22 protein-coding genes and 1 riboswitch are annotated in these 26,020 nt (G+C 69.4%); of the genes, 9 read left to right on the plus strand and 13 right to left on the minus strand.

Going from position 1 to position 26,020, the window contains the following annotated elements:
- Positions 1-425: 425 nt before the first annotated feature.
- Positions 426-1,283 (minus strand): septal ring lytic transglycosylase RlpA family protein, encoded by an 858-nt coding sequence (locus ACZK5N_RS01610; RefSeq protein ID WP_458995305.1) that lies wholly within the window; start codon positions 1,281-1,283, stop codon positions 426-428.
- Positions 1,284-1,572: 289 nt separating this feature from the next.
- Between ACZK5N_RS01610 and ald the strand changes: the two genes are divergently transcribed.
- Positions 1,573-2,694 carry an alanine dehydrogenase gene (gene ald / locus ACZK5N_RS01615; RefSeq protein WP_458995306.1) on the plus strand — a complete coding sequence of 374 codons (1,122 nt, stop codon included), beginning with the start codon at positions 1,573-1,575 and terminating at the stop codon, positions 2,692-2,694.
- A gap of 14 nt (positions 2,695-2,708) precedes the next feature.
- On the opposite strand, the gene ACZK5N_RS01620 is transcribed toward ald, so the two are convergent.
- Positions 2,709-5,825, minus strand: a complete 3,117-nt coding sequence (locus tag ACZK5N_RS01620) for a type I restriction endonuclease subunit R (RefSeq protein ID WP_458995307.1) — start codon at positions 5,823-5,825, stop codon at positions 2,709-2,711.
- Positions 5,826-5,940: 115 nt separating this feature from the next.
- Complete coding sequence (locus ACZK5N_RS01625) at positions 5,941-6,366, minus strand: hypothetical protein (protein WP_463624579.1); 426 nt, start codon at positions 6,364-6,366, stop codon at positions 5,941-5,943.
- A 429-nt stretch (positions 6,367-6,795) separates the two neighbouring features.
- On the opposite strand from ACZK5N_RS01625, the gene trhA reads away from it, so the two are divergent.
- Positions 6,796-7,473, plus strand: a complete 678-nt coding sequence (gene trhA / locus ACZK5N_RS01630) for a PAQR family membrane homeostasis protein TrhA (protein WP_458995309.1) — start codon at positions 6,796-6,798, stop codon at positions 7,471-7,473.
- Positions 7,474-7,479: 6 nt separating this feature from the next.
- On the opposite strand, the gene ACZK5N_RS01635 is transcribed toward trhA, so the two are convergent.
- Entirely contained in the window at positions 7,480-9,219 is a 1,740-nt protein-coding gene (locus tag ACZK5N_RS01635) for an ATP-binding protein (RefSeq protein ID WP_458995310.1), read from the minus strand.
- Positions 9,220-9,667: 448 nt separating this feature from the next.
- Here ACZK5N_RS01635 and ACZK5N_RS01640 point away from each other — a divergent pair, with 448 nt between their 5' ends.
- Positions 9,668-10,087 carry an excisionase family DNA-binding protein gene (locus ACZK5N_RS01640; protein WP_458995311.1) on the plus strand — a complete coding sequence of 140 codons (420 nt, stop codon included), beginning with the start codon at positions 9,668-9,670 and terminating at the stop codon, positions 10,085-10,087.
- On the opposite strand, the gene ACZK5N_RS01645 is transcribed toward ACZK5N_RS01640, so the two are convergent.
- The 4 genes from ACZK5N_RS01645 to ACZK5N_RS01660 form a co-directional block, all read right to left on the minus strand.
- A complete protein-coding gene (locus tag ACZK5N_RS01645; RefSeq protein ID WP_458995312.1) occupies positions 10,071-10,664 on the minus strand; it encodes a hypothetical protein in 594 nt (197 codons plus the stop codon). The two genes, ACZK5N_RS01640 and ACZK5N_RS01645, sit on opposite strands and share 17 nt — an antisense overlap.
- 94 nt (positions 10,665-10,758) lie before the next feature.
- A complete protein-coding gene (locus tag ACZK5N_RS01650; protein WP_458995313.1) occupies positions 10,759-11,934 on the minus strand; it encodes a restriction endonuclease subunit S in 1,176 nt (391 codons plus the stop codon).
- Positions 11,931-13,511 carry a class I SAM-dependent DNA methyltransferase gene (locus ACZK5N_RS01655; RefSeq protein ID WP_458995314.1) on the minus strand — a complete coding sequence of 527 codons (1,581 nt, stop codon included), beginning with the start codon at positions 13,509-13,511 and terminating at the stop codon, positions 11,931-11,933. The genes ACZK5N_RS01650 and ACZK5N_RS01655 overlap by 4 nt, the downstream gene beginning before the upstream one ends.
- A gap of 2 nt (positions 13,512-13,513) precedes the next feature.
- Positions 13,514-15,370 (minus strand): hypothetical protein, encoded by a 1,857-nt coding sequence (locus tag ACZK5N_RS01660; protein WP_458995315.1) that lies wholly within the window; start codon positions 15,368-15,370, stop codon positions 13,514-13,516.
- A gap of 143 nt (positions 15,371-15,513) precedes the next feature.
- On the opposite strand from ACZK5N_RS01660, the gene ACZK5N_RS01665 reads away from it, so the two are divergent.
- A complete protein-coding gene (locus tag ACZK5N_RS01665) occupies positions 15,514-16,353 on the plus strand; it encodes a hypothetical protein (RefSeq protein WP_458995316.1) in 840 nt (279 codons plus the stop codon).
- A gap of 14 nt (positions 16,354-16,367) precedes the next feature.
- Entirely contained in the window at positions 16,368-16,967 is a 600-nt protein-coding gene (locus ACZK5N_RS01670; RefSeq protein WP_458995317.1) for a hypothetical protein, read from the plus strand.
- A gap of 100 nt (positions 16,968-17,067) precedes the next feature.
- Here the strand turns inward: ACZK5N_RS01670 and ACZK5N_RS01675 are convergent, their stop codons facing one another.
- Positions 17,068-17,442, minus strand: coding sequence for an ArsC/Spx/MgsR family protein (locus ACZK5N_RS01675; RefSeq protein ID WP_458995318.1), 375 nt, complete (start codon positions 17,440-17,442; stop codon positions 17,068-17,070).
- Positions 17,443-17,455: 13 nt separating this feature from the next.
- Positions 17,456-19,525 (minus strand): NAD(+) synthase, encoded by a 2,070-nt coding sequence (locus ACZK5N_RS01680; protein ID WP_458995319.1) that lies wholly within the window; start codon positions 19,523-19,525, stop codon positions 17,456-17,458.
- 55 nt (positions 19,526-19,580) lie between these two features.
- Positions 19,581-19,688: riboswitch (TPP riboswitch) on the plus strand.
- 103 nt (positions 19,689-19,791) lie between these two features.
- Here ACZK5N_RS01680 and thiS point away from each other — a divergent pair.
- From thiS to thiH, 4 genes are read left to right on the plus strand one after another with little or no spacing between them, the layout of a single operon-like run.
- A complete protein-coding gene (gene thiS, locus ACZK5N_RS01685; RefSeq protein ID WP_458995320.1) occupies positions 19,792-19,986 on the plus strand; it encodes a sulfur carrier protein ThiS in 195 nt (64 codons plus the stop codon).
- Positions 19,987-20,628 carry a sulfur carrier protein ThiS adenylyltransferase ThiF gene (thiF, locus tag ACZK5N_RS01690; protein WP_458995321.1) on the plus strand — a complete coding sequence of 214 codons (642 nt, stop codon included), beginning with the start codon at positions 19,987-19,989 and terminating at the stop codon, positions 20,626-20,628.
- Positions 20,621-21,412, plus strand: a complete 792-nt coding sequence (locus ACZK5N_RS01695; protein WP_458995322.1) for a thiazole synthase — start codon at positions 20,621-20,623, stop codon at positions 21,410-21,412. The genes thiF and ACZK5N_RS01695 overlap by 8 nt, the downstream gene beginning before the upstream one ends.
- Entirely contained in the window at positions 21,412-22,563 is a 1,152-nt protein-coding gene (gene thiH / locus ACZK5N_RS01700) for a 2-iminoacetate synthase ThiH (protein ID WP_458995323.1), read from the plus strand. The genes ACZK5N_RS01695 and thiH overlap by 1 nt, the downstream gene beginning before the upstream one ends.
- Positions 22,564-22,602: 39 nt before the next feature.
- Here thiH and ACZK5N_RS01705 read toward each other — a convergent pair whose 3' ends face one another.
- The 3 genes from ACZK5N_RS01705 to ACZK5N_RS01715 all read right to left on the minus strand — a co-directional run bounded on the left by ACZK5N_RS01705 (position 22,603) and on the right by ACZK5N_RS01715 (position 25,816).
- Positions 22,603-23,289 (minus strand): thiamine phosphate synthase, encoded by a 687-nt coding sequence (locus ACZK5N_RS01705; protein ID WP_458995324.1) that lies wholly within the window; start codon positions 23,287-23,289, stop codon positions 22,603-22,605.
- A gap of 7 nt (positions 23,290-23,296) precedes the next feature.
- The gene (gene thiC / locus ACZK5N_RS01710) at positions 23,297-24,997 is read right to left on the minus strand and encodes a phosphomethylpyrimidine synthase ThiC (protein ID WP_458995325.1); all 1,701 of its coding nucleotides are present in this window, start codon (positions 24,995-24,997) and stop codon (positions 23,297-23,299) included.
- Between the two features lie 201 nt (positions 24,998-25,198).
- Positions 25,199-25,816 carry a DUF4126 domain-containing protein gene (locus ACZK5N_RS01715; RefSeq protein WP_458995326.1) on the minus strand — a complete coding sequence of 206 codons (618 nt, stop codon included), beginning with the start codon at positions 25,814-25,816 and terminating at the stop codon, positions 25,199-25,201.
- Between the last annotated feature and the right edge of the window lie 204 nt (positions 25,817-26,020).

Consider the following 26,020-nt stretch of genomic DNA (forward strand, 5'->3'; position numbering starts at 1 on the left):
AGCGCAATAGCCCTTGTAGAGCGCTCTCAATCTCTCGAATCGCAGCGACGATCCGCCGCCCACCTGAGCACGACACGCCGTCGCGCCCCCACCACCCGGCCGCCGCCCCATGAGCACGACACGCCGTCGCAACCCGCCCCCGACGCCCATAGCAACCTCGACCCCCAACTCCGACGGCGATTCGTGCCCACCCCGACCGGGCACAACCCGCACCCCGCCGCCCCCACCGTCGCGCCCCCACCACCCGGCCGCCTCCCCCTGAGCACGACACGCCGTCGCAACCCGACCCCGACGCCCCCAGCGACCTCGACCCCCAACTCCGACGGCGATTCGTGCCGACTCCCACCTAGACCTGGGCGCGCAGAAAGACCGACGGGGCCGCGCGGTCGGCGCGGCCCCGTCGGTCGGGGAGGGGGGATCCCCGCTCAGCCAGGCAGAACCTGGTAGTTGATGGTGATCACGCCGGCGGAGGTGCCGCCGAGGATGGTCATGGCCCCGCGCGAGAGGTCCATGCAGCGGCCGTCGATGAAGGGCCCGCGGTCGTTGATCCGGACCGTGACCTCCTTGCCGTTGGCCGGGTTGACCACGCGGACCATGGTGTTGAAGGGCAGCGTGCGGTGGGCGGCGGTCAAGCCGTCAGGGTTGTAGCTCTCGCCGTTGGCGGTCTTGCTGCCCTGCCAGTAGTACGAGGCCTTGCAGGTGGTGACGGGGGCCGACGAGGGGTCTGGCTCGACGGGGAAGCCCTCGATGTCCGGGGTGCGCGGCGGGATGGCGGTCACCGGGGCGGCGCCGTCGGAGGAGAAGTGCACCAGGTTGTTGAAGACCTCGGTGGCGTACTGCACGTAGCGGCCGTTCTGGTAGCTGACGACGGTGGACTCCGCGTAGGTGCGGCAGCCGTTGCCGCCGGTCACCTCGCTGTCGCAGTCGGTGCGCCAGGCGCGGCCGTCGGCGTCCGTCCAGGTGCCCTTGTTGCCCAGGGGGTTGCCCTCCCACTGCGCGCGGTCCGAGGCCAGGTACGTCAGGTTGTTGAACACCCACCCGTTGCGCTGGCGGTATGCCCCGTTCTCCTTGACCACCTTGGTGGCCCAGATCTCGGTGCGGCACCGGATGACGGTGTCCGAGTAGTTCTCGCATTCCGTGCGCCAGTAGCGGCCGTTGACGTAGTGCTGGCCCGGCTGCGTGTAGGGATCGGTGGCCGCGTGCGCGACGCCGGGTGCGACGGCGCCGAGGGACACCGCGCCCATCAGCGTGGCCATGGCCGCGAGGAGGAAGCGCTTGAACATGGTGGTGGGTCCTTTCCACGGATCCGCGAGGGCCCGACCGTAACACCCGATACCTGAGAATTCCAAGAATTTCTCAGATGTAATTCTCAGCTTGGTTCACCCCCCGCCTCTGGCCAGGGCTTTTCCTCACGCGCAACAGGGCACCAACTGAGAAGCCTCAGGCGAGGCTTGAGGTGTCGGCAGCTCGAGGCCCTGCGACCGCCCGAGTGATCCACGGCCGGACCGGCTGGCCGCTAGCCTGAAGCGTCGGCCGCAACGTCGCGGCCCGCGACCCCGCAAGGAGCGACCCATGCGCATCGGCGTGCCCCGAGAGACGAAGAACAGCGAGTTCCGGGTGGCCATCACCCCCGTCGGGGTGCACGAACTGACCGCCCGCGGACACCGCGTCCTCGTGGAGCACGACGCGGGGGTGGGCTCGTCGTTCAGCGACGACGACTACCGCGCGGTGGGCGCCGAGATCGTCAAGGACGCCGACACCGCGTGGGGCGACGCCGAGCTGGTACTGAAGGTGAAGGAACCCATCGCGGAGGAGTACCACCGGCTCCGAGAGGGCCTGGTGCTGTTCACCTACCTGCACCTCGCCGCCGACGAGCCGCTGGTGGATGCGCTGCTGGCCGCCGGAACGACGTCGATCGCCTATGAGACGGTGCAGCTGTCGTCGGGGCTGCTGCCGCTGCTCTACCCGATGAGCGAGGTGGCCGGCTGCCTCGCGCCCCAGGTGGGCGCGCACGCGCTGCTGAAGAACCAGGGCGGCCGGGGCGTGCTGCTCGGCGGGATCGGCGGGGTGGCCAACGCGAAGGTGGTGGTGCTCGGGGCGGGCGTGGCGGGCCAGAACGCCGCCAACATCGCGCTCGGCATGGGCGCCGACGTCACCCTCCTCGACACCGACCTGCAGAAGCTGCGGATGAGCTTCTGGAGGTGGGACAACCGGGTGCACCAGATCGCGTCGTCGACGCTGGCGGTGCGCGAACAGGTGCTGGGGGCGGACCTCGTCATCGGCACGGTGCTCGTGCCTGGCGCGCGGGCGCCGAAGCTGGTCACCGACGACTTGGTGGCCTCCATGAAGCCGGGATCGGTGCTGGTTGACGTGTCCATCGACCAGGGCGGCTGCTTCCAGAGCTCACGCCCCACGACGCACGAGAACCCCACGTTCCAGGTGGAGGGCTCCACGTTCTACTGCGTCTCGAACATCCCCGGGGTGGTGCCCAACACGTCGACGTGGGCGCTGACGAACGCGACCCTGGCCTACGTCGAGGCGATCGCGGACCACGGCTGGCGGGAGGCCATGCGTCGCGACGAGGCACTGGCGAGGGGGTTGTCCACGCACGGCGGGGCGCTGGTGTCGCGGCCGGTGGCGGAGGCGTTCGGACGCGAGTGCGCGAGTGTCGCGGCGGTGCTCGGCGCCGACTGAACCATCCGGCGCGCCTACACCCGCGACAGCACCTCCATCTGCTGCACCACGAGCTTGACCGCCTCTTCGGAGCGGTCCGGCGGGTACTTGTACTTGCGCAGCAGGCGCTTGATCTTGGCGCGGATGGACGCGCGCACGTCGTCGCGTACCGTCCAATCCGTCTTCGCGTCGCGCCTCAGCAGCTCGACCAGCTCGCGCGCGATCTGCCCCAGCACGGGCTGGCCCAGCACCTCCATCGCCGAGTCGTTCGCCGCGACGGCGTCGTAGACGGCCAGCTCGTCGGTGCCGAGCGGCGGGTCGAACTGCTCCCCCCGTCGAGCCTCGGACGCGATCTCCTCTGCGGTGCGCCACAGTTCAAGCAGCACCTCGGCGGAGGTCAGCTGCCCGTTGGTGTAGCGGTTGATGACGTCTGCAACCCGGTCCCCGAAGGTCTGCTGCCGCACCAGGTTGCGGCCGGACACGCGCGCCGCCTCCAGCAGCAGCGCGGCGCGCAGCGCCTCGATGGCCAGCTGCGGGTTCTGCGATGCCTGCGCCTCCTCCAGCACCGACGGTGCCAGGTGGTCGAAGTCGGGCGGGGTGATCTGCGCCATCTGGTAGATGTCGATGACGTCGCGCGAGTCGGTGGAGTCCTCGACGACGGCGAGCAGCGCCCGCGCCACCTCCTCCGGCACCGGCCGCCCGGTGGCCTCCCGCTCGGCGGCGTCCAGCTTCGCCACCCAGGCCCGGACCTCCACGTAGAACCGGACTTCGTCGGCGATGTCGGCCAGATTCTCCGCTCCCGCCGACAGCGCCCAGGCGCGGCCGAGCTGAGTGGTGAGGTGCCGGTAGCGGTCGGTGAGCGTCGCGTGCCCCTCTTCGACGCGGTTGCCCGGGTTCCGCGGGTCCCGCAGCCAGGCGGTCAACAGACGGGCGGCGTCCATCCAGCCGCGGGGCGTGCCGAGCTTGGCGCGCCAGTTCACCGGGCGGACGAGCTCGCGGAGCTGGTCCACGAGCGCCCGCGCCAGCTCGACGGCCTCGCCCACGTCGCGACCCATCGGGCGTTCGCGCTGGTCGGAGAGGGTGTACTCGGCAAGCGCGTGGGCGAGGTTGTCGGTGAGCGGCGCGTAGGCCACCAGCAGGCCGGCGGACTTGCCCCGGAACGTCCGGTTGACCCGGGCGAGGGTCTGCATGAGCAGGGCGCCCTTGAGCGGACGGTCGAGGTAGAGGGTGTGCAGCGGCGGGGAGTCGTACCCGGTCAGCATCATGTCCTTGACAATGACGAGCTCCAGCACGTCCTCCGCGGTGGCCAGCCGCTTCTTGATCACCTTGTTCTCGGACTCGCGGCGCACGTGGTCACTGATCGGCGGCTGGTCCGAGGCCGTGCCGGAGTAGACCACCTTGATGCGTCCGCCGTCGATGGCATCCGAGTGCCAGTCGGGCCGCAGCTCGACGATCTGCCGGTAGAGGTTGGCCGCGATCTCGCGCGTCGCGCACACGATCATCCCCTTGCCCGGCCCCTCGATCTCCGCGACCACCCGCGCTCGGCGCTTCTCCCAGTGCTCGACGATGTCCGCGGCCAGGGTGCGCAGCCGCTCGGGCGCGCCGTAGATGGAGTTGATGACGGCCACCGACCGCTCGACCTGTTCGCGCTCGGTCTCGTCGAGGTCGCGGGTGAGCTCGTCGGCGGCCGCGTCGAGCTGCTCCGAGGTGACGCCGTCGTCGAACCCGACGGTGACCAGCCGCGGCTCGTAGTACACCGGCACGGTGGCACCGTCCGCGACGGCGCGGGTGAGGTCGTAGATGTCGATGTAGTCGCCGAACACCTCGCGGGTATTGCGGTCGGTGAAGCTGATCGGGGTGCCGGTGAAGGCGATGAGGGTGGCATTGGGGAGGGCATCGGCGAGGTGGCGGGCGTAGCCGTCGAGGTCGTCGTAGTGGCTGCGGTGTGCCTCGTCGACGATCACCACGATGTTGCGCCGCTCCGACAGCAGCGGATGCTCGCGGCCGGCCTCGCGCTCCTGCTGCGTGCGGCCGAACTTCTGCAGCGTGGTGAACAGGATCCCGCCGGAGTTGCGCTCGGTGAGCGCCGTGCGGAGGGCCTCGCGGGTGTACACCTGCTCCGGCTTCTCGGGGAACAGCTTCGAGGCGGCGAAGCCGTCGAAGAGTTGGCCGTCGAGCTCGGTGCGGTCGGTCACCACCACGACGGTGGGGTTCCGGAGGCGGGTGGTGCGGAGGAGGAGGTTGGCGTAGAACTCCATCTCCAGCGACTTGCCGGAGCCCTGCGTGTGCCAGACGACGCCAGCCTTGCCGTCGCTCTCGACGGCCTGGACTGTACGGCCGACGGCCTTGGTGACGGCGAAGTACTGGTGCGGCTTGGCGGTGCGCTTGAGGATGCCGCCCTCCCCCTCGGCGAAGGCGGTGAAGTTCCGCATGAGCTGGCCGAAGCGCTCTAGGTTGGCCACGCCGTCGAGCAGCGATTCGAGCGCGGGCGCCTGGTCGGCGAGCGGGAGGCCGTCGTCGTCGACGTTCCATTCGGCGTAGTGGTTGAGCGGAGCGAACGGGTTGCCGTACTTCGCCACCACCCCGTCGCTGATGAGCGTGACCACGCAGGCGCGGAAGGCCATCGGGAACTCGCGCAGGTAGGTGGCGAGCTGGGCGTGGGCGGTGGCGACCGTGGCGGACTGGTCGCCGGAGTTCTTGAGCTCCACGATGCCGACGGGCAGGCCGTTGCAGTAGAGGACGAGGTCGAAGCGACGGTGGGCGTCGCGGTCGCGGACGATCACCTGGCGGGCGGCCAGCCAGTCGTTGGCCGACGGGTCCGGGTCGATCAGCCGCAGCGTGGGGGTGCGCTCGGTGCCGTCGGGCTCCAGCCAGCTGACCCCGCGGTAGCCGTGCACCATGAGTTCGTGGAGGCGCAGGTTCTCCGAGGCGGCGTCCTGCGACGCGGGTGCCAGGATCTCTGTGACGGCCTGGTCCAGGAGTGTCGCGGGCACGGCCGGATTGAGGCGCGCCAGCGCCGCGCGGAAGTCGACGACGAGCACCGGGTCCGCCGCCGACGCGCGGCGGGCGTTGAGCTCAGAGCCGTGGACCGGACGCCACCCGAGTTCGCCCAGGTAGTCGTGGGCGAGAAGTTCGAGGTCGTCTTCGAGCATGAGCCCTAGTCTGCCCGCATGTCCGTCCGCATCCGGCGCGGCGTGCGAGAAGGCCCGTTATCGGCGGCCGCGGGCGCCACTATCGCGCTGCGGCAGGAGACAAGAAAACCCGCCTCTACTGCGTGCTACCGCACAAGCCGAGCAGCTCCTGGTAAGCCTTGAAGAACGCGTCGTTTGCCTGGGCAAAATCCCCCATTGCGTCCATGTTCTTCTCGACGTACACCTTCTCCAGAACGTCTGTCAGAGCGTGACCGGTATCTCCGACAGAGGCGGACAACGCGGCGACCTCGGGGTTGGCGGCAGTCGCGCCGAAATCCTCGAATGCCGCAGAGAGCGCTCGCCACGAGTCCACAGCCGACTGCGCGTCGTTGGTGGCTGACTCCGTGATCTCAAGCATCGCCGAATTGGCCTTCTGGAGCGGCTCTGCCAAACTCAGGCAGGCGCTCGCGAGCGACAGATCGGGGGCATCGGCTTCCTTCTCCACGTCCGCCTCTTCCGTGGCTGCGGCCTCGGTGGGCTCCGAGGTGGTCGTCGTCGCCACGGTAGTGGGTTCGACGGTTGGGTCTGCCGAACCAGAGCATCCAGCAAGGACCAGGGCTGCGGTACCGACCAGAATGAGCGTGAACGTGGTTGCTGCGCGTCGCATAAAAGATTCCCCCAAATCTGCCGAGGGCATCATTGCCTCCCGAATGAAGGGAGGTTAGCATACGGCTCCCAGGGATCGGGCCGGGACATCATTGCCCTCAACGATGACACCGACCTCGCTTTCCCAGGCGAACCTGCCCCACGATGCATTCCGTGGCGTCCAGATCGATCATGTGGCCAATGAGGACCTCCTACCGCTCGCGTGCCGACCTGAGTGCCTACTTCTGACGCCGACGCAAGGGCGCAGGTACGACAGTTCCGCCCCGGTAAACTACGTCCAGGACGGGACCTCCCTCACGCACGGCCACACGGCGGAAGGCGGCTTGTGAGCACCACCAACAGAAGCAGGGACGGCAGCGTCCACGTGACCGACGAGCGGTTCAACACCCTCTCGCACCTGGCGGCCTTCTGTTTCTCGGTCTTGGGGACGGTCCTGCTCGTCTCCCAGGCCGTCGCTCTAGGAGACCCCTGGAAGGTCGTCGGCTTCAGCATCTACGGCCTGTCGCTCATGACGCTGTTCGCGGCGAGCACGCTCCACCATGGGCTCGATCGTGGGCCCCGGCTGAATGAAGCTCTGCGGACGGTCGACTACGCGTCGGTCTTCTTCCTCATCGCCGGCACGGTCACGCCCCTGGTGCTGGTGCTCTTCCGCACCGTGTACGGATGGGCGGTGTTCGGCGCGGTGTGGGTGGTCGCGATCCTTGGGATCGTGCTGCGCTCCGTGTGGCGACGGGTCCCGAAGTACGTCACCAACACCCTCTACATCACGCTGGGCTGGATGGGCGTCGTGCTGATGGGTGCGGACGTCTCACTGCCGCCCATGGCGCTCGTCCTGCTGGCGGCGGGCGGCCTGGTGTACAGCGCGGGCTTCGTGATCTACGTGATCGAGCGCCCGAACCCCTGGCCCGGGACATTCGGCTTTCACGAGATCTGGCATGTGCTCGTGGCCGTGGCGGCGTTCCTGCACTACCTCTTGATGTACTTCTACGTGTTGCCCGCGTGACCTGGCTCACTGCAGCTCGCTGAGGTCCAGTGTGAACAGTGACGGCTGGTCACCTAAGCGGTAGGCGCGCAACCGGCTACTCGGAGGGGCGGTCGGAAGCACGGCCTTGGCCTCCACGAGGCCACGGAGCGCCGTGCGAAGTGTCCCGACTGGCCGGCCTGTCTTCTCATTGAGGTCCTGCACAGTAATAGGACCATCTGATGCGCTCATCGCCGCCAGGATGTCCAGCTGTGTCGGAGACCAGGGACGGGGCGCCAGAACTGGCGTCGGACGCGCGTACCTGTCAGTTCCCAGTTCGACGAGGAGCCCGAGAGCCGCCAGCTGTTGAAGGTCCGCTCGAGCGTCATCACTGTCGATGCCCACCTGACGCCTGAGCTCCCCCACCGTCACCACTGAAGACTGCTCAGCGAGCACCAGCGCCATCTGCTGATGCGGGGGAAGCCCGGAAGCCCCCTGGACCTTGAGCCACTGCGCTGTGTCCTCGTCCAGTAGTCCGTGCCGGAACAGCGTCACGGTCACGCGGTCGACTGCTGCGGTGAACTCCGGCCTGGGCAATCCTGCAGTCTGCATGGCGTTGAGCATCAAGGGAACACCAGAGCCCTGGTTCTCGACCACCACCCCACCACCAGGCAACGGCACCCACGTCAGAAGCTTGGCAAGTGCGTCGTTACGTGAGCGCGACTGGCCGCTGTCGATGTTCTCGGTGGTCACGCCTCCCCAGAGCCCCCCTGGGCTGCTGATCTCAACGCGATTGGGATACACATCGACTGCAACCTGCTGCCCGACCGCTTGAGGGCTGTAGTCGCGGTGAACGAGGGCGTTGGCGATCGCCTCACGGAGCACCTCGGGGGGAATCTCGGGCACGTCCTGGCCGACGGCCCCTTTCACCACCCGTCGGGTCTTGAGGTTGGCGAGGGTCGCGGACACCGCCTCCGCAACCATGTTCGGAATGGCCCCGTCCGCCTCGCGTCTATCCACGAAACGGACTCCGTCACTCAGGGCAGACTTTGCATTTCCAGGGTGCACAGTGATGTCAACGAAGAGCTGTGGAAAGAACTGCTGAGGATAGGTACCGACCGCCACCAGACCGGCCAGCGTGGGGATGCCGTCGGGATCGAGGATGTTCAGCCGCCGCAGTGCCTCGATGGTTGACCTCGTCCCGTCCACTGCCCGCGACTTGGCGCGGCTGATATTGCTGAGCAGCCGCTCTACCGTCTGGGAGTCGAGGTCCTCCACGCGAGCCTGGGGAACGGGTTGGCGGTCAGTTCGCACGTACTGATTGCGGTGCCGCAGCAGGTAGATCGCGTACGTGGACAGGTGCTCGTTCTGGTCATCCCGCCGCCTGAATGATCCGTTCTCCAGGCCTTTGTCGACGACGAAGCACGGGGCCTGCTGATCGCTGCGCAGGGGCTCGATCCGGAGAGCAACAACCTGCCGCCCAGCAACCTCGACCCTCTCGATCTCATGGTCGGGAACCGGTTCGACTCGAGGAGAGGCGGTGTTGGGCGAGACGGGCATCCCCGCGGTCAGCGCGTCGATGATCGGTTGCGCTTTGAAACCTGCGGCCGGGGCGAAGCCCTCCGCCTCATTCAGGCCCAGAAGGATCAGACCACCATCGGTGTTGGCGAAGGCGCTGACGGTGTTCCAGACATCCTTGGCCAGTTTTCCGACGGAGCTCTTCGCCTCCGCGGCAGCGTCGTCGCTCCCTTGGCGGCGTAGCCGCGCGACGGTCGCTTCGACATCCATGGGCTCCCCCTCACTGCATAATCACTGTACATCAGTCGGTCCTCACTGTATACAGTGAGGAAGTGTGGGAACAGTGAGGGAGAGCGGGGAGGAGGCTCTTTCAGTGTCTCTCAGTCTCTTTCACTCTTGATCAGCAGACTGTCGAACTGACGCTGCACGCCGCCAACGAGACCTTCACCGGTGGAGGGTCGCACGTGCACCACGCCTGCCTCTCACCCCGGCGACGGACATGGCCATCTCCCTGCGGCGTCGCCGCCACCTTGTACGACACAAGGCCCCCCGACTTTGCGACCCCATCGGCAGGCGTCGGTCGTCAACGTTGTGCTCACTGCACATCTCTGTTGTTGAGTGAACACTCAGTGACGTGCAGTGAAGGACTCAACGCTCGAGACACGAGCGCGCCATCCTGTCAGCTTTCGTTTTGTTCGTTTCGCGGTATCCTTGGTGCATGTCAACTCTCACCCCGACGGACTTCGTGTTCCTCGATGAAGCAAGCGCTGACGCGTCGGCGGAGCTGTTGCTCGAGGGCCGCAGCTACCGTCTGTCACCCCGTGCGCTCCAGGTGGTCGTGGAAATCGTCGACGGCTTGGAGGCAGGTGACGACGTCGTCGTGACGAGGGCAAAGCCCCTCCTCTCGACCCAGGAAGCCGCCAACTTGCTCGGGATCAGTCGTCCAAGCCTTGTACGCCTCCTTGACGAGGGCCTGATCCCGTTTGAGAGGCCGGCAGGCGTCCACCGCCGTGTCACCAGGGCCGCCATCGAGGCCTACCTCAAGGAGGCTCCCGCGAGGCGGGCGGCGGCGCTCACGGAGCTGGCTAAGACCTACGCGCCTGAGCTTGAGTCCGATGGGTTCATCGAGATCCGGTGAGACCCGTCGTCAACGGCTGCCCCGTGGTGTGCTCCACGTTGCGGGGCTGATTCAGCCATCCCAGGTCCCTCAGTGCGGTCCACGCCGTCTCGATGTGGTGGGCGGTGAACAGGTCACGCTTCCGCGGGTTCCAGCGCCACACTGCAGCTGTGCAGTCCTCAAGGCTCCGAGCCCCATCGTGAGTGGCAACCCAGTGGGTGCTCGCGAGCAGCTCCATGCCGAAGGGCGTCGCGAACCCGGAGCAGAGCTCCATAGTGCGGTCTAGACGCTCCGCGGACTCCGGCGTGGGCTCCGGGGCAACGGCATCGGGACGGAGCCTGATCGGTCGGAATTCGGTGACGGCGTCTGTGCCGTCTCCATAGCCGTCGACGTAGTGCCCCTCAAGCTCGACGAGCACGTGGCGCAGGTTGTCGGCGTGGGGACCGTAGTGCACCTTCGCGAACCGCAGGTTCAGCGGCTCGCCCGCCGCCTGGAGGAAGTACAGGAGGTGCCCCAGCTCAAGTTGAGAAGCGTCCTCTAGCGTGACGTCCCGGTAGCGGGTCAGGCAGTTGAAGGTCAGAGCCTCTGGCGCAGTCATAATCCGCCCCACTCAGCGACCCGTTCGGTAACGGCAGTAGTCCCGCGCTGGATGATGGTCGCAGGTCCTATCGCCCACCTCTGGCGTGTTGTGTTCATCGCACCGAATCCTCCAAGGTTCTGATCGGGAGCCGCCCGGACATGAGCTCGGGGAGGAGTGCGTCGCGGGTCGCGGCGAGGCGGCGTGACTCCTCCGCCGCCACCGCTGCCCGCCTCCAAGCCGGGCTCATCTGAGCCTCGAACTCGCCCAGCACTCTCGCTTCAGGCAGGGGAATGGGCGCCCCTAGGAAGACGGCCGCGTTCGTTGCGGGGTACGCGGAGCCCGTAGAACCAGCGACCAGGAAGTCCACGAACTCCTGGGTGCGCGTCGCCTCGTAGAGGAAGGCTGACCCAACCTTGGTCGGCGTGATCGTGATCAGACCAGTGGAGCAGACCAGATCACTAGGGGGATCGAGAATCAACGCATGGGACCTGCGCTCGGGGCGAACAGTCGACCAGATGATGTCGCCGTCCTGAACGCCGCGCCGGGCACGACTGGGCGCCTCCGACCATGCAATCTCGATGGGTTCAGCAAACTCGCCTACGCCGACAGACGAAATGTCGAGGTACCGGATGGAGCCTGAGCCAGGCTTGAGCGGTCGTTCATTGAGCTTCGCGCAGTCTCCGAGTCGAGTCGTTCGGGAGTCGCGGGTAGCGGAGGCAAACAGCACGGACGACAGCGCCCCAACAGCCCGCCTAACCCGCTCGTTGGCGGCGATCTTGTCGTCCAGCGCTCCCAGGACGTCGGCGATGGCGGTTTGGGTGGCGAGGTCAGGGAGATCTACATCTAGATTCCCGATGTCTTTGAGGCTCAGATAGGGAGCCATGTCAGTGGCCGACATCAGGTAAGAGGCTTGGGCCCAGAACTCCTGGCTCCTGAACCAGGAGAGCAGGAACTGGGCGTTCAACACACACGCGTCCAGCACCCTGAAGTAGCAGATCTGTGGGCTGTAGACAGCGGGTTCAGGCACATCACCGACCAGCGCAGCGCGCCCGACCGTCCCCTTGGTGGTGAGGGCAACGTCACCCGGCTGGACGACCTTCCGCCCGATTCCCTTGACCATGCTGGGGTTGATGAAATCTGGCCCGTCAAAGTGCACACGTCCCGAGTGAAGATCCCCGGCTCGAACAATACGGAAGCCGCTCCGGCCAAGCTCATCCTTGCGAGTGCGATACCCATCGCTGAACTCGAGAACGCCTCTGGCGGCCAGCTTTGTAAGCGTGGTTCTCACGACAGCCGTCCAAGCTGCTCGCGGACGACGGCGTCGAGGCGGGCAGACTCGTCCATCGCCTCGAACAGCTCCTTGGTCAGCCGCTCGATCTTCTCGTCGAGGGGTTCGCCGTCGTCCTCGACCGCCGCGGTGCCGACGTAGCGACCCGGGGTCAGGGCGTAGCCGGCGGCCTTGATCTCCGCCGTCGGGACGGACCGGCAGAACCCGGGGACGTCGTCGTACTCGCCCTCGATGCCGCGCCAGGCGGCGAAGGTGCCCGCGATCCTGGCGATGTCGTCGTCGCTCAGGGCGCGCTCCGCACGGTCGACCATGTGGCCGAGGTTGCGGGCGTCGATGAACAGCGTCTGGCCGCGGCGGTCGGTCGTCGCCTCGCCGGAGGCGCCCTTGTTCTTGGCCAGGAACCACACGCACACGGGGATGCCGGTGGAGCGGAACAGCTGGGTGGGCAGCGCCACCATGCAGCTCACCACATCGGCCTCCACCATCTCGGCGCGGATCTGGCCCTCGCCGCCGCTGTTGGACGACATCGAGCCGTTGGCCATCACCACGCCCGCCTGGCCGTCGGGGGCGAGCTTGCTCAGGATGTGCTGCAGCCAGGCGTAGTTGGCGTTCCCGGCGGGCGGCACGCCGTAGGCCCAGCGGGCGTCGTCCTCGCGGCGGGCCCAGTCCTTGATGTTGAACGGCGGGTTGGCCATGACCGCGTCGGCCTTGAGGTCCGGGTGGAGGTCGCGGGCGAAGGTGTCGCCCCAGGTGGGGCCGAGGTTGCCGAGGATGCCGTGGATGGCGAGGTTCATCTTCGCCATCCGCCAGGTGCGCTCGTTGAGCTCCTGCCCGTAGACCGAGATGCTGCCGGGCGAGCGGTGGTGCGACTCGAGGAACTTCTCCGCCTGGACGAACATGCCCCCCGACCCGCAGCAGGGGTCGTAGACGCGGCCCGACGTTGGGCGCAGCACCTCGACGAGCACGCGCACCACGCCGGCGGGGGTGTAGAACTCGCCGCCGCGCTTGCCCTCGGCGCGGGCGAACTTCTCCAGGAAGTACTCGTAGACCTCGCCCAGGAGGTCGCGGGCCTTGGTGGCGCCGGCACCGGTGAAGCGGGCGCCGTTGAGCAGGTCGATCAGCTCGGAGAGGCGCCGCATGTCGACGCTGGACCGGTTGAACACCATGGGGAGCGTCCCGGCCAGCGACTTGTTCTCCTCCATCAGCCGGCGCATGGCGTCGTCGACGAGTTCGCCGGTGGACTTCTCCGGCGTGCCCTTGGCGTGCGCCGCGAGGTAGAACCACCGGGCCTCCTGCGGCACCCAGAACACCTGGGAGCCGGTGTACTCGTCGCGATCTTCCAGCGTCTCGGCGACGGTGGCCTCGTCGTAGCCCTCGATGATGAGTTCCTCGCGGATCTGCTCGCGGCGCTCCTCGAACGCATCCGCGACGTACTTGAGGAACACCAGCCCCAGCACGATGTCCTTGTACTGGCTGGCATCCAGCGAGCCGCGCAACTTGTCAGCCGACTTCCACAGCAGGTCTTTGAGCTCCTTGGCGGTGCTGGGCGCGGCGGGGGCGGCGGGTGTTCTGGCCATGGTCAGCGGGTCTCCAGGGTGAGGGTGGTGGTCTCGCACGCTTCGAGGAGGGCGTCCTCGAACGAGTTCAGGGCGTCGAGCTGGGCCGTGAGCTCGGCCCGACGCTGCCCAATCCTGTCAGCCGCCGCCGACAATGCGGCGCGCTGCTCGGGATCGAGCGGGGTGAGCCGCCACTGGGGCGGCTTGGTGCCGCGCGGCGCGGAGGCGACGGCGCGGGCAAGCTGCTGCGCGGTGACGGGCGCGTCGGCGGTGAGGCGCAGGGCCCGGGCAGGGGTGGCGACGAGGGAGCCGCCGTGGGTGTCGACGACGGCGCTGGGTCCCGGGCCGAGGATCACGTCGCCCGGCTGGGTGAGCCAGGTGCGGGGACGGGCGAGGGCGGTCAGCCGGTCCACCGTCGCGGTCCGGGAGAGGCGTCCGGCGTCGACGGTCCAGACGGTGAGGTCGCCGTCGCCGAGCTGATCGGGGCCGAGCCTGGAGCCGGGGAGGAGCTTGAGCCAACCGTCGGCGAGGCCAACCTGCGCCGTGGTCCCGGACGCGGCCCGTCCAGGGCCGGGCGTGAGCCACAGCGGGCCGAGACCCACCGCCGCGGCGCGGGCCTGCAGCTCCTCGGGCGTCAGTGTCATCGTGGGCCGTCCGAGCGGCGCCTGGGACGTGGCGACGAGCGAGCCGCCGCGGGCGAGGAGATGCCGGGTGAGGGCTGGGCGCAGGACCCGCCACGCGCGATGCTGCTGGGCGGGGAGGTCCTGCGCGGCCACCGTGAGGTCGACGACGAGGTCCGCGACCACCTGCGGGGTCAGGTCCACGCCTGTGAGGTCGGCGACGAAGGTGCGGTGCTGCTCGAAGGGCAGCTCGTCGCGCTCCGCCACCAGCCACAGGGCCAGCGCCTCGCGCGGGTGGACGGGGCGGCATCCCGCCGGCAGCTTGACGACGGCGCGCACCACGCCATCGCGGAGGAGTTCGTCGCGGGCGGCCGCGTCTCCGGCCGGATCGGTGAGGAGCCTGGCGGGGCCGAGCACCAGGCGGACCTGGCCGTCGTCGCCCAGCGCGGCCCGGCCGAACAGCTCTGCGGGCTCGGCGTCGATCGCGGCGTCGACGGCGAGGGCCCATCCCCGCTCGTCGGACACCGCTTGGGCATCCCACTCCCCCACCTGCAGGACGCGGCGGGAGTGGCGCCCGACCGCCGAGTCGTCGACCGCGATCCCCACCGGGGCGGGCCACTCCGGGGGGAGCTGCTGCAGCCAGGAGAAGCCGGTACCGGCGGCATCGAGGAGGTCGGGGCGCGGGGAGAGCTCCGCCAGGGCGACGGCGGCCCTGGCCACGAGGCCGGCGGCCAGCCGCGAGAGCGACAGAGAGGCGACGGCCGGGAGGTGCCGCACGAGGCAGTCGTCGGTCAGCCAGGCCATGGCGTCGGCCGCGCCGAAGCGCTCGTCCAGGAAGGCGTCGACGGCCGCTGCGGTCTCCGTGAGGCGGCCACCCAGATCCCGGACCTCGCGACCGAAGCAACGCAGGCTGTCCAGCTCCTCCAGGACTCCCCGGTCTGGTGCTCCTGCCCTGGTGAGGTCCTCGACGAGGGCCTCGCCGTAGGCGGCGCGGAAGGCGAGCACGGCGGACAGCTCCATGGCCCGCGCCACATCCGTGCGCGCCTCGAGCAGCATTCCGAGCAGCGGAAGCGCGCGTTCGGGCTGGGGGTTGTTGCCTCGCCCGTGCTCGGCGAGCCAACTCACGACGAGATCGGCGTCGAAGCGCCCGCCCTGGGCCGGCGGGAACGCGTCGGGGCCGGTGTAGCGCTTGCGCCACATGGTGACGACGGGGCGGCGGACGCGGGCGATCATCGCCACGTCGGCAGCCGTGATGAGCATTGCGCCCTCCCCTCGTCGCCCACCCTAGCGGGATCGGCCGATCTTGAGCGCCTCTTCCTGATAACCCTCCTTATCGGCTCATCGCATGACTAGAACGTCTAGCCCTGGGACCGTGGAACCATCGTCGACCCGAAGGAGAAACCATGACCACCACCCCCCAGTGGCAGCCACCCACCGGCCCCGCCCCGGCGCCCGTCCGGCCGTGGTACCGCAAGAAGCGCGTGCTCATCCCCGCGGGCCTCGTCCTGCTCGCCGGCATCGGCGGCGCCCTGTCGGAACCGGCCGACACGGCGGCCCCGGCGGCCGCCCCCGCCTCCACCTCCGCGTCCGCCGCGACGACTGAGCGGGCCGCTTCGGCCTCAGCCCCTCCGAGCGCCTCCAGCGCTCCGGCGAGCACTGCCGCGGCCACGCCGACGGAGGAGATCACCGAGCCCGTCGTCGACCCGTACACCGAACGCTTCGGCACCTTCGCCACCATCTCCGAGAGCGGCACCGGAGACTCCGTCATCCAGCTCCCGGCGGAGGCCGAGGCCGCGCTCGTCACGGCCACGCACCAGGGCAGCGCCAACTTCGTGCTCCAGACCCTGGACGCCTCCAACCAGATGAGCGACCTGCTCGTCAACGAGATCGGCAGCTACTCGGGCGTCGTCTCCTACGGCCTCATGGGCGCCGAGAGCGCGATGCTGCAGATCACCGCCGACGGCGCCTGGACGGTCCAGATCGATCCCATCACCAATGCCCCCGTCGCGACCGCTCAGCTCAGCGGCACCGGCGACGCCGTGTTCAAGTACGAGGGGGCTGCCGCGGTCGCGGCCGTCACCCACGACGGCAGCTCGAACTTCGCCGTCCACCAGACCGACGGGACCTGGCCCAGCCTGCTCATCAACGAGATCGGCACCTACCAGGGCAGCGTGCCCGTGATGGCCGGACCGTCGCTGCTGTTGATCAAGGCCGACGGCGCCTGGACCGTCGGCACCTCATGACCGAAGGACTCCACATGCCAGATACTCACTCGGCACCGACGGTGGCCCCACGCCCTGAACCGGCCGCTCTGCATGCCTACCGGGCCATCGTCTGGGCCGCTGTGCTCGTCGCGCTGATCGTGCTGGTCAGGCAGCCGTTCCCGGCCCTTCCGGAGGCGCCCGATCAGACCCGGACAGCCGCCCTGCCCGACTTCGTCGGCGACTTCAACGGCGCGGCCTCCCTGAAGCAACTGCGCGAGTACACAGCCGACAGCGCCCCGAAGCAGCAGGTGGTCAACGGTTGGTACACCAACGACATGCTCGAGATCATCGGCCGGCAGAACGACTCGCTACTGCTCGGCCAGGCTCAGCTGCTCGAGTCTCAGGCGGCGGCCACTGCGAGCGCCTACGAACTCGGCCGCTGGCAGATCACGGACCGGCGGGTGGAGTCGCTGCTCGTCATCCTGGGCTTCGGGGTCGCGGCACACGTAGCGGGGTCGTCGCTCATCCTGCTCCTCGCGCGGCGGACCCGCCGCACCCCCGGCGGCGAACCGGACGACGGCGCAGGTCCCGCTGAGCCCGAGCTGGCGGCCGCGGCGACCGACCAACCCTTCGACCCGCGCCCGCACGGGTGACGTACCCCTGAGCCGCCGTCGGCGAGCCTGGTGAACATGGGGGGCACCCGGCTCGTCGACGGCCCACGCCGACAACCCCGGCCGACGGTTGGCCTTCGGGTCAGCCGGCGGAGGACAGGAAGGGGGCGACCGCCGTCTTCGGGCGCCCGATGATCGCCCGCGGGCGGGCGCCGCCGCGGCGGATGAGGACCGGCCGCTGGGCGAGCGCGGGGTTCTCCGCCAGCACCCGCGCCACCTGGTCGGCGCTGGCCACGTCGTCGTCGCTCAGGCCCAGCTCGTCGAAGGCCTTGTCGCGGCGCACCATGTCCGTGGGGTCGGCGTCGAGAATCTCCAGCACCTCCAGCCAGGCGGCCTCGTCGAGCGGCTCCTTGAGGTAGTTGCGCACCTCCAGGCTCAGCCCCGACGCCTCCGCGGCCTCCAGGCCGGCGCGCGAGGTGGAGCAGCGCGGATTGTGCAGGATGGTCAGGTCCTTCATGCGAATCTCCTTGTCAGTCGGGGACGTTGTCCTTGAGCTCCGCTAGCCACGCCGTCGCCGAGACGTCCGACGGCATCCGCCAGTCACCTCGCGGCGAGAGCGCGCCGCCGGAGAGCACCTTGGGCCCGTTCGGGATGGCGGAGCGCTTGAACTGGTTGCCGAAGAAGCGGCGCAGGAACACCGCCATCCACTTCTTGATGGTGGGCAGGTCGTAGGCCGTCCGGTCGGCCTCCGGGTAGCCGGAGGGCCAGTGGCCGGCTTCGATGTCGCGCCACGCGTGGTGCGCCATGAACGCGATCTTGCTGGGCCGGTAGCCGCGGCGCAGGAAGCCGAAGAGGGTGAAGTCGTGCAGCGCGTAGGGGCCGATGGAGTCCTCCGTCGACTGCGGCTTCTGCCCCTCCCCCACCGGGATCAGCTCGGGTGAGATCTCGGTGTTGAGGATGGAGGCGAGCGTCTCGTTGACGCCGGTCTCCTCGAACTGGCCGGTGTTGATCACCCAGCGGATGAGGTGCTGCATGAGCGTCTTCGGCACCCCGGTGTTCACGGCGTAGTGGCTCATCTGATCACCCACCCCGTAGGTGCACCAGCCGAGCGCGAGCTCGGACAGGTCTCCGGTGCCCAGCACGATCCCGCCGCGCTGGTTGGCGGCGCGGAAGAGAAAGTCCGTCCTTATGCCTGCCTGCACGTTCTCGAACGTGACGTCGTAGACGGGCTGCCCGTCGCCGGCCGGGTGGCCGAGGTCCTTGAGCAGCTGGGTGGCCATGGGCGTGATGTCCACCGTCTCGAACGTGACGCCCAACGCCTCGGCCAGCAGCGTGGCGTTGTTCTTCGTGTGCGACGACGTGGCGAAGCCGGGCAGCGTGAACGCCAGGATGTGGGTGCGCGGCAGCGACAGCCTGTCGCACGCCTTGGCCGCGACGATCAACGCGTGCGTGGAATCCAGGCCCCCGCTCACGCCGATCACGATCTTCGGCGCCTTCGACGCATCGCCCCCGCCGATGGCCTTCATGCGCCGCTCGAGCCCTGAGACCTGGATGTTGTAGGCCTCGTAGCAGTCGTGATTCAAGCGGGCCGGGTCGTCGGGCACGAACGGGAAGCGGTCGTGCGGGCGGCGCAGCCCCAGATCCCCCGAGGGTGGCCGGACCGCGAACTCGATGCTCCGGTACTCCCCCACCCCCACCGCGCGCCGGTTGTCCTCGAACGAGCCCTGACGGATGCGCTCCTGACGAAGGCGGTCCAGGTCCAGGTCGACGACGGTGCGCTGGGCCGCGTGCGGGAAGCGTTCGGTCTGGCCGAGGAGATCGCCCATCTCGTAGACCATCGTCATGCCGTCCCAGGACAGGTCCGTGGTGGATTCGCCGAAGCTGGCCGCGGCGTACAGATAGGCGGAGTTGTTGCGGGCACTCGACGAGCGGGCCAGCAGGTGCCGGTCCTCGGCGCGGCCCACGGTGATGGGGGAGGCGGAGAGGTTGAGTTGCACCGTCGCACCGGCCAGCGACGCCAGAGACGACGGAGGCACCGGCACCCACATGTCCTCGCACACCTCCACGTGCACCGTGAGGCCGGGCACGTCGCGCGCGTCGAACAGCAGATCGGTGCCGAACGGCACCTCGCCGAACTCGGCGGGCCAGCCGGGACGGTGGAGCGTGCCGAGGTCCAGGTCCGCACCGTCGGCGAACCAACGCTTCTCGTAGAACTCGCGATAGTTGGGGAGGTACGCCTTGGGCACCACGCCGAGCACGTGCCCGCGGTGGATCACCACCGCGCAGTTGTAGAGCCTGTTGCCCGCGCGCAGGGGCGCGCCCACCACGAGCAGCGGCAGGAGGTCCGCCGTCGCGTCCGCCAGTTCGACGACGGCGCGGTCCACCGCGTCGAGCAGTACGTCCTGCAGCAGGAGGTCGTCGATGGCGTAGCCCGAGAGCGACAGCTCCGGGAACACCGCGACCGCCACCCCGTCGTCGTGGCAGGCCCTGGCCTCCACCGCGATCGCGTGCGCGTTGGCCGACGGGTCGGCCAGGGTGACCGGGAGCGTGCAGGCCGCGACCCGCGCGAACCCGTGCCGGTAGAGCGAGGTGAACTCCATGGGCGTCAGTCTTGCACGGAGGATTGTGCCCCACCTGCGAGTTGCACTAGCGTGACCCTCGGACGCGGGGTGCCGCCGTGACGCTAGGTCACTGTCGGCTGAGATCACACCCGTTGAACCTGATCCAGTTAGCACTGGCGAAGGGACGTCGTGTGATTTCTCACCCCTCGTCATCGGCCATGCCCTGTCGGCAGGCCGAGCGCTCCGCCCACAGGGGTCGAGCGCCGTCCACGGACGCCGGCTCGCCCGGCGAAGGAGGTGTAGCTGTGCGGGTGAACGGTGAGGAGATCCCAGGAGCCGCCGGCCAGTCCCTGCTCGACCTGCTGACCAGTCGGGGATTCGACGTGCACAGGGTCGCGGTGGAGCTCGGCGGGCAGATCGTGCCCCGGGCCAGGTACGACTCGGTGCGCGTCGGCCACGACGACATCGTCGAGGTCGTCGCGTTCGTCGGGGGCGGGTAGATGGGCGCCACCGCCGTCCGGGACGCCTATGTCGAGGGGCTCATCGACCGCCACGGCTGCGACGTGTACGAGCGGCTCGCCCGGGCCCGCGTCGCGATCGCCGGCCTCGGCGGGCTCGGCTCCCACATCGCATTCGCGCTGACCCGGCTGGGTGTGGGGCACCTGCGCCTCATCGACTTCGACATCGTCGAGATGTGCAACCTGAACCGCCAGAACTACCTCCTGCGGCACATCGGCATGCCGAAGACCGAAGCGCTCGCGGAGCAGCTCACAGCGATCAGCCCCCTGACCACGGTGGACATCGTCACCGTGAAGCTCACCCCTGACAACGTACCGACCCTGCTCACCGGATTCGACGTGGTGTGCGAGGCGTTCGACCTCGCCGACCAGAAGGCGATGCTGGTCAGCAGCCTGCTGGCCGACGTGCCCGACACGCCACTGGTGTCGGGCTCCGGGATGGCCGGCTACGGCAGCTCCAACACCATCACGACGAGGAGGGCCCTGGACCGGCTGTACCTCTCCGGGGATCTGGAGAGCGGGGCGACGGCGGGTCGAGGCCTCATGGCGCCCCGCGTGCAGCTGTGCGCGGCCCATCAGGCCAACACGGTGCTGCGGCTGCTGCTGGGACACGCCGATGTCTAGCGCGACGCTCGCCCCGACCGCCGTCGGGGATTGGTCGCTGGGTGGGCGCAGCTTCGGTTCCCGGCTGATCCTGGGGTCCGGCAAGTTCTCGCTGCCGCTGATCCGCGCCGTCGTCGACAACGGCGGCGCCGAGATCGTCACCGTCGCCCTGCGCCGCGCCAACGCCGGGGGGCTCGAGGACATCCTCGACCACATCCCCGGTTCGGTGACGCTGCTGCCGAACACCTCGGGCGCCCGCACAGCCGACGAGGCCGTCCGGATCGCGCGGCTGGCCCGGGAACTGGGCTGCGGAGATTTCGTGAAGGTCGAGGTGATCAACGACTCGAAGTACCTGTTCCCGGACAACGCGGAGACGGTCCGCGCCACCGAGATCCTCGCCGCCGACGGCTTCGTCGTGCTGCCCTACATGCATCCCGACCTGGTCGTCGCCCGGGCCCTGGTGTCGGCGGGCGCGGCGGCCGTGATGCCGCTGGGCGCCCCGATCGGCAGCAACAAGGGCCTGGTGGCGCGCGAGTTCATCCGGATCCTGATCGAGGAGATCGACCTGCCGATCATCGTCGACGCCGGCATCGGCCGCCCCTCTCAGGCGTGCGAGGCCATCGAGCTGGGTGCCGCCGCCGTGATGTGCAACACGGCCATCGCGACGGCCGCGGACGTCGGGCGCATGGCGACCGCGTTCCGGCTGGCGGTCGAGGCGGGCCGGGCCGGGCACCTGGCAGGCCCGGGGCGCGTCCTCGACCGGGCGGAGGCCTCCAGCCCGCTCACCGGATTCCTGGAGGACTGATGGCCGTCGCGCTGCGCGACCCCATGTCGTACCGCCCGGGCATGGAGTCGCTGGAGTCGCCGGTGATGGCGGAGGTGATGGCCGCGGTCGCCGGATACCATCCGGGCCACTACGGCGAGGCCGACGTGCGGGCCGCGCTCGCCCGGGACGAGGTGACGACCGAGGACTTCGCCGCGTTGCTGTCGCCGGCCGCCGACCCGCACCTGGAGGCCATGGCGGCCAGGGCGCGGGAGCTGACCCTCCGCCACCACGGCAACGGGATCGCGATGTTCACGCCCCTGTACCTGGCCAACTACTGCCAGAACGAGTGCACCTACTGCGGGTTCAGCGCCTCCAACCGGATCCACCGGGCGTCGCTGACGCCGGAGGAGATGGAGGCGGAGCTGGCGGAGATCGCCGCCACCGGCCTCCAGGAGGTGCTGCTGCTGACCGGCGAGTCCGAGCAGCGTTCCGGCGTGCGGTTCATCGGCGAGGCGGCGGAGAAGGCGGCGCGCCACTTCGCCGTCGTCGGCATCGAGGTGCAGCCGCTCAACACCGAGGACTACGCCTACCTGCACGACCGCGGCGTGGACTACGTGGCCGTCTACCAGGAGACCTACGACCTCGACACCTATTCGCGGGTGCACCTGTTCGGCCCCAAACGGGTGTTCCCGTACCGGTTCGACGCACCCGAGCGGGCCCTGAAAGGCGGCATGCGGGGCGTCGCGTTCGGGGCGCTGCTGGGGTTGGGCGATGCCCGCCGAGATGCCTTCGCCGTCGGCATGCATGCCCGCTCCATCCAGCGCCGCTATCCGCACGCCGAGATCACCTTGTCGGTGCCCCGGTTGCGGCCCTACATCAACCACGACGGGGTGGAGATCAACGTGACGGAGCGGCAACTGCTGCAGGTCATGCTCGCCTACCGCCTGCTCCTGCCGTACGCCGGGATCACCATCTCGACGCGGGAGCGGGCGGGGTTCCGCGACAACGTCGCCGGGCTGGTCGCCACCCGCATGTCGGCGGGCGTCAGCGTCGGCGTCGGCGGACACGCGGCCGAGGAGAAGGGCGACGAGCAGTTCGAGATCTCCGACACGCGCAGCCTGGCGGAGATCCATCGCGTCCTCGTGGATCGCGGCCTGCAGCCCGTCTACCGCGACCACATCCGGACCTGACCCGGCGCGGACGCCCCTCGTCCGCGCCGGCGGGCCCTGCTAGCCGACGCCGCCATCGGCCCAGGCGTCCAGGAGGGCCGCTGCCCGGGCGCCCGGGTCCTCGGCGTCCATGACGCACCGCACCACCGCGACCCCCGCGACCCCGGTCCGGCGCAGGGCCGCGACGTCGCCCGGCCCGATGTCGCCGATGGCCACGACCGGCAGTTCGCTGGCTGTCACCAGCGGCGGGTAGCCGTCGAGGCCCAGGGGTGGACGGCCCGAGTCCTTGGTCGGGGTGAGCCGGTACGGGCCGGCCCCGAGGTAGTCGACGACGTCGGCCACGTCGTTCGCGGCGCGCACCAGGTCCAGGGTGCCTGTCGTCAGCCCGATCAGCGCGCCGGGCCCGAGGAGGTCGCGGGCGGAGCGCACCGGCAGGTCGTCCTGCCCGAGGTGGACGCCATGGACGTGCGCCCCGCGTCGCATGGCGGCATGGGCGACGTCGGCCCGGTCGTCGACGAGCACGCGCGTCGCCGGGTTCGCCGAGGCCACACCGTCGGCCACCCGCAGCACCAGGTCCAGCAGGTCCCGCGCGGACAGTTGTTTCGCCCGGACCTGTACGACGCCCGCACCCGCGGCCGCGGCGGCCGACGCGGCTGCGACGGTGGCGGGGCCGGCGCCCGAGGTGACCAGGTACAGCCGGTAGTCGGGGAAGGCACCGGGCGACGACGGACCGCCGGGGAGGGCCACCGGCCCCTCACCGCTTCCCGGCCGCGGTGACGTCCAGGTAGACCTGGCCGCCGCTGGCACGGAACTCCACTGACTTCTCCTTCAGACCATGGGCGGCCCTGATGTCCTGGCTGATCCGCATCGAGCAGAACTTCGGCCCGCACATCGAGCAGAAGTGGGCGGTCTTCGCCGGCTCCGCCGGCAGCGTCTCGTCGTGGTACGCGATCGCGGTGTCCGGGTCGAGCGACAGCGCGAACTGGTCGTGCCAGCGGAACTCGAACCGGGCCTTCGACAGGGCGTCGTCCCGGATCCTGGCCCCCGGGTGCCCCTTCGCGACGTCGGCGGCATGCGCGGCGATCTTGTACGTGACCACGCCCGTCTTGACGTCGTCGCGGTTCGGCAGGCCCAGGTGTTCCTTCGGGGTGACGTAGCACAGCATCGCCGTGCCGTGCATCGCGATGACGGCGGCCCCGATGGCGGAGGTGATGTGGTCGTAGCCAGGAGCGATGTCGGTCACCAGCGGGCCGAGGGTGTAGAACGGGGCGCCGTGGCACCAGTCCTGCTGCAGCCGGACGTTCTCCTCCACCAGGTTCAGCGGCACGTGCCCGGGGCCCTCCACCATCACCTGCACGTCGTGGGCCCAGGCGCGCTGGGTCAGCTCCGCCAGGGTCCGCAGCTCGCTCAGCTGCGCCTCGTCGTTGGCGTCGGCGGTGGCGCCCGGACGCAGCCCGTCGCCGAGGCTGAACGCCACGTCGTACCGGGCGAAGATCTCGCACAGCTCGTCGAAGTGCGTGTAGAGGAACGACTCCTCGTGGTGCGCCAGGCACCAGGCCGCCATGATCGATCCCCCGCGCGAGACGATGCCCGTGACCCGGTTGGCGGTCAGCGGCACGTAGCGCAGGAGCACGCCGGCGTGGATGGTCATGTAGTCCACGCCCTGCTCGGCCTGCTCGATCACCGTGTCGCGGAAGATCTCCCAGGTGAGCAGCTCGGCGCGCCCGTCGACCTTCTCCAGCGCCTGGTACAGCGGCACGGTGCCCAGCGGCACCGGGGCATTGCGGATCACCCACTCGCGGGTCGTGTGGATGTCGTCGCCTGTGGACAGATCCATCACGGTGTCGGCCCCCCACCTGGTGGCCCAGCGCGCCTTGTCCACCTCCTCGGTGATCGAACTGGTGACGGCCGAGTTCCCGATGTTCGCGTTGACCTTCGTGAGGAAGCGCCGCCCGATGATCATGGGTTCGCTCTCCGGGTGGTTCACGTTGGCCGGGATGATGGCCCGGCCGGCCGCCACCTCGCTGCGGACGAGCTCCACGTCGCAGCCCTCGCGCAGCGCCACATAGCGCATCTCGGGAGTCACCAGCCCCTGGCGGGCGTAGTGCATCTGCGTGACCGTCCTGCCCTGCCGCGCCCGCAGCACGGTGCGCTCCGGGCCGCGCCACTCCTCGGCCGACCCGCCTCGGCGCAGCGCGGCGCGTCCGTCGTCGATGAGTTGCCGCGCGCGCCGCCCCTGCCAGGGTTCGACGTCGTCGCGGGCGAGGATCCAGTCCGTCCTCAGGGGAGGGATGCCTGTCGTCGGATCGGTGTCGGGACCGCAGGTGCGGTAGACGTGCACGTCGGGGTTGTCGGTCCCATCGGGTGACGGATCCAGCGACACCGCGGTGACGGGGACGCTGATGTCGTCGTCGAGCAGGTGGACGACACGGTGTTTCGGATGGATCTCACTCACGAGCGAGCCTCTCTTCCTTCGCCGGCATAACCCGGGCAGGTTCGACGGTCCGGGCGGCATCAGCCCGATCTCAGCCCTTGCCTGGGCTCCCGTGGGGACAACAGTGACTGTAGCGGGTGCCGTCGCCGGATCTCGTCCGGGCCACGATGAGGTTTGCCTGCAGCACGACGCGGCAGGCGAAGCTCTACGGCTGCGCGGCGCTCACGCGCGCCGGGCAGGCCGACCTCCGGGAGGGGAGTCGGCGGTGGTCCACCTGGCCTTCAGCCACTCCCAGCCCCGCCTGATCCGCGACATCAACACCCACGCCAGCCACATCATCGCGATCAGCAGGACTCCCGCGACGACCGCGGCCGCCACGGGGAAGAGCACGGCCAGCGTCGTCACCCCGACGACGCCGACGTCGCCCGCCGCCGACGCCGCGACATTGGACACCGGCTCCGGCGAGGTGTTCACCGCCAGCCGGATGCCGGCCTTGGAGAGGTGGCTGAGCAGCGCCGTCACCCCGCCGACGGCGGCGAGGGAGATGGTGAGGATGTCGCCGTTCGCGCCGGCGATCAGCGCCCCGATGACGGCGCCGGCGATGGGGCGGATCACAGTCGAGGGCACGTCCCAGATGGAGTCGACGACGGGGATCTTGTCCGCGATCAGCTCCAGCAGGGCGAGGACTCCCATGACGATGAGCACGTCCGTGCGCATGAACCCCTCGGGCACGCCGCCGGTCCCGGCGTAGCGGCCGAGCAGCCCGAGGATGAACACCGTCGCGTAGGCGTTGATGCCGGATGCCCACCCGGAGGCGAACGTCATGGGGAGCAGTTCCATGCCGCCATTATGGCGAGCCGGCCTGGCCGCGCGCTGGGTCCGGATCGCCAGGGACGCGTTGAGCCGGACACGGCTCTCGCGGTGGAAGCTTGAGCCGGACACGGCCCTTGCGGCGGACGCTTGAGCCGGACTTCGGCCTCAACCGCCGATGCGGCCAGTTTGATCGATCCAACGCGCGACGAGTCCGAAGCCAGGCTCAAACCG

The organism is Tessaracoccus pujii (assembly GCF_055326215.1).

Bases quoted from the DNA above. Each gene is read 5' to 3' on its own strand.
- ACZK5N_RS01675 (WP_458995318.1), bottom strand. From the start codon at position 17,442: ATGAAGGACCTGACCATCCTGCACAATCCGCGCTGCTCCACCTCGCGC.
- ACZK5N_RS01620 (WP_458995307.1), bottom strand. From the start codon at position 5,825: ATGCTCGAAGACGACCTCGAACTTCTCGCCCACGACTACCTGGGCGAA.
- ACZK5N_RS01670 (WP_458995317.1), top strand. From the start codon at position 16,368: ATGCCAGATACTCACTCGGCACCGACGGTGGCCCCACGCCCTGAACCG.
- ald (WP_458995306.1), top strand. From the start codon at position 1,573: ATGCGCATCGGCGTGCCCCGAGAGACGAAGAACAGCGAGTTCCGGGTG.
- ACZK5N_RS01640 (WP_458995311.1), top strand. From the start codon at position 9,668: ATGTCAACTCTCACCCCGACGGACTTCGTGTTCCTCGATGAAGCAAGC.
- ACZK5N_RS01660 (WP_458995315.1), bottom strand. From the start codon at position 15,370: ATGCTCATCACGGCTGCCGACGTGGCGATGATCGCCCGCGTCCGCCGC.
- ACZK5N_RS01665 (WP_458995316.1), top strand. From the start codon at position 15,514: ATGACCACCACCCCCCAGTGGCAGCCACCCACCGGCCCCGCCCCGGCG.
- ACZK5N_RS01695 (WP_458995322.1), top strand. From the start codon at position 20,621: ATGTCTAGCGCGACGCTCGCCCCGACCGCCGTCGGGGATTGGTCGCTG.
- ACZK5N_RS01635 (WP_458995310.1), bottom strand. From the start codon at position 9,219: ATGGATGTCGAAGCGACCGTCGCGCGGCTACGCCGCCAAGGGAGCGAC.
- ACZK5N_RS01610 (WP_458995305.1), bottom strand. From the start codon at position 1,283: ATGTTCAAGCGCTTCCTCCTCGCGGCCATGGCCACGCTGATGGGCGCG.
- ACZK5N_RS01655 (WP_458995314.1), bottom strand. From the start codon at position 13,511: ATGGCCAGAACACCCGCCGCCCCCGCCGCGCCCAGCACCGCCAAGGAG.
- thiH (WP_458995323.1), top strand. From the start codon at position 21,412: ATGGCCGTCGCGCTGCGCGACCCCATGTCGTACCGCCCGGGCATGGAG.
- ACZK5N_RS01680 (WP_458995319.1), bottom strand. From the start codon at position 19,525: ATGGAGTTCACCTCGCTCTACCGGCACGGGTTCGCGCGGGTCGCGGCC.
- thiF (WP_458995321.1), top strand. From the start codon at position 19,987: ATGGGCGCCACCGCCGTCCGGGACGCCTATGTCGAGGGGCTCATCGAC.
- ACZK5N_RS01715 (WP_458995326.1), bottom strand. From the start codon at position 25,816: ATGGAACTGCTCCCCATGACGTTCGCCTCCGGGTGGGCATCCGGCATC.
- ACZK5N_RS01645 (WP_458995312.1), bottom strand. From the start codon at position 10,664: ATGACTGCGCCAGAGGCTCTGACCTTCAACTGCCTGACCCGCTACCGG.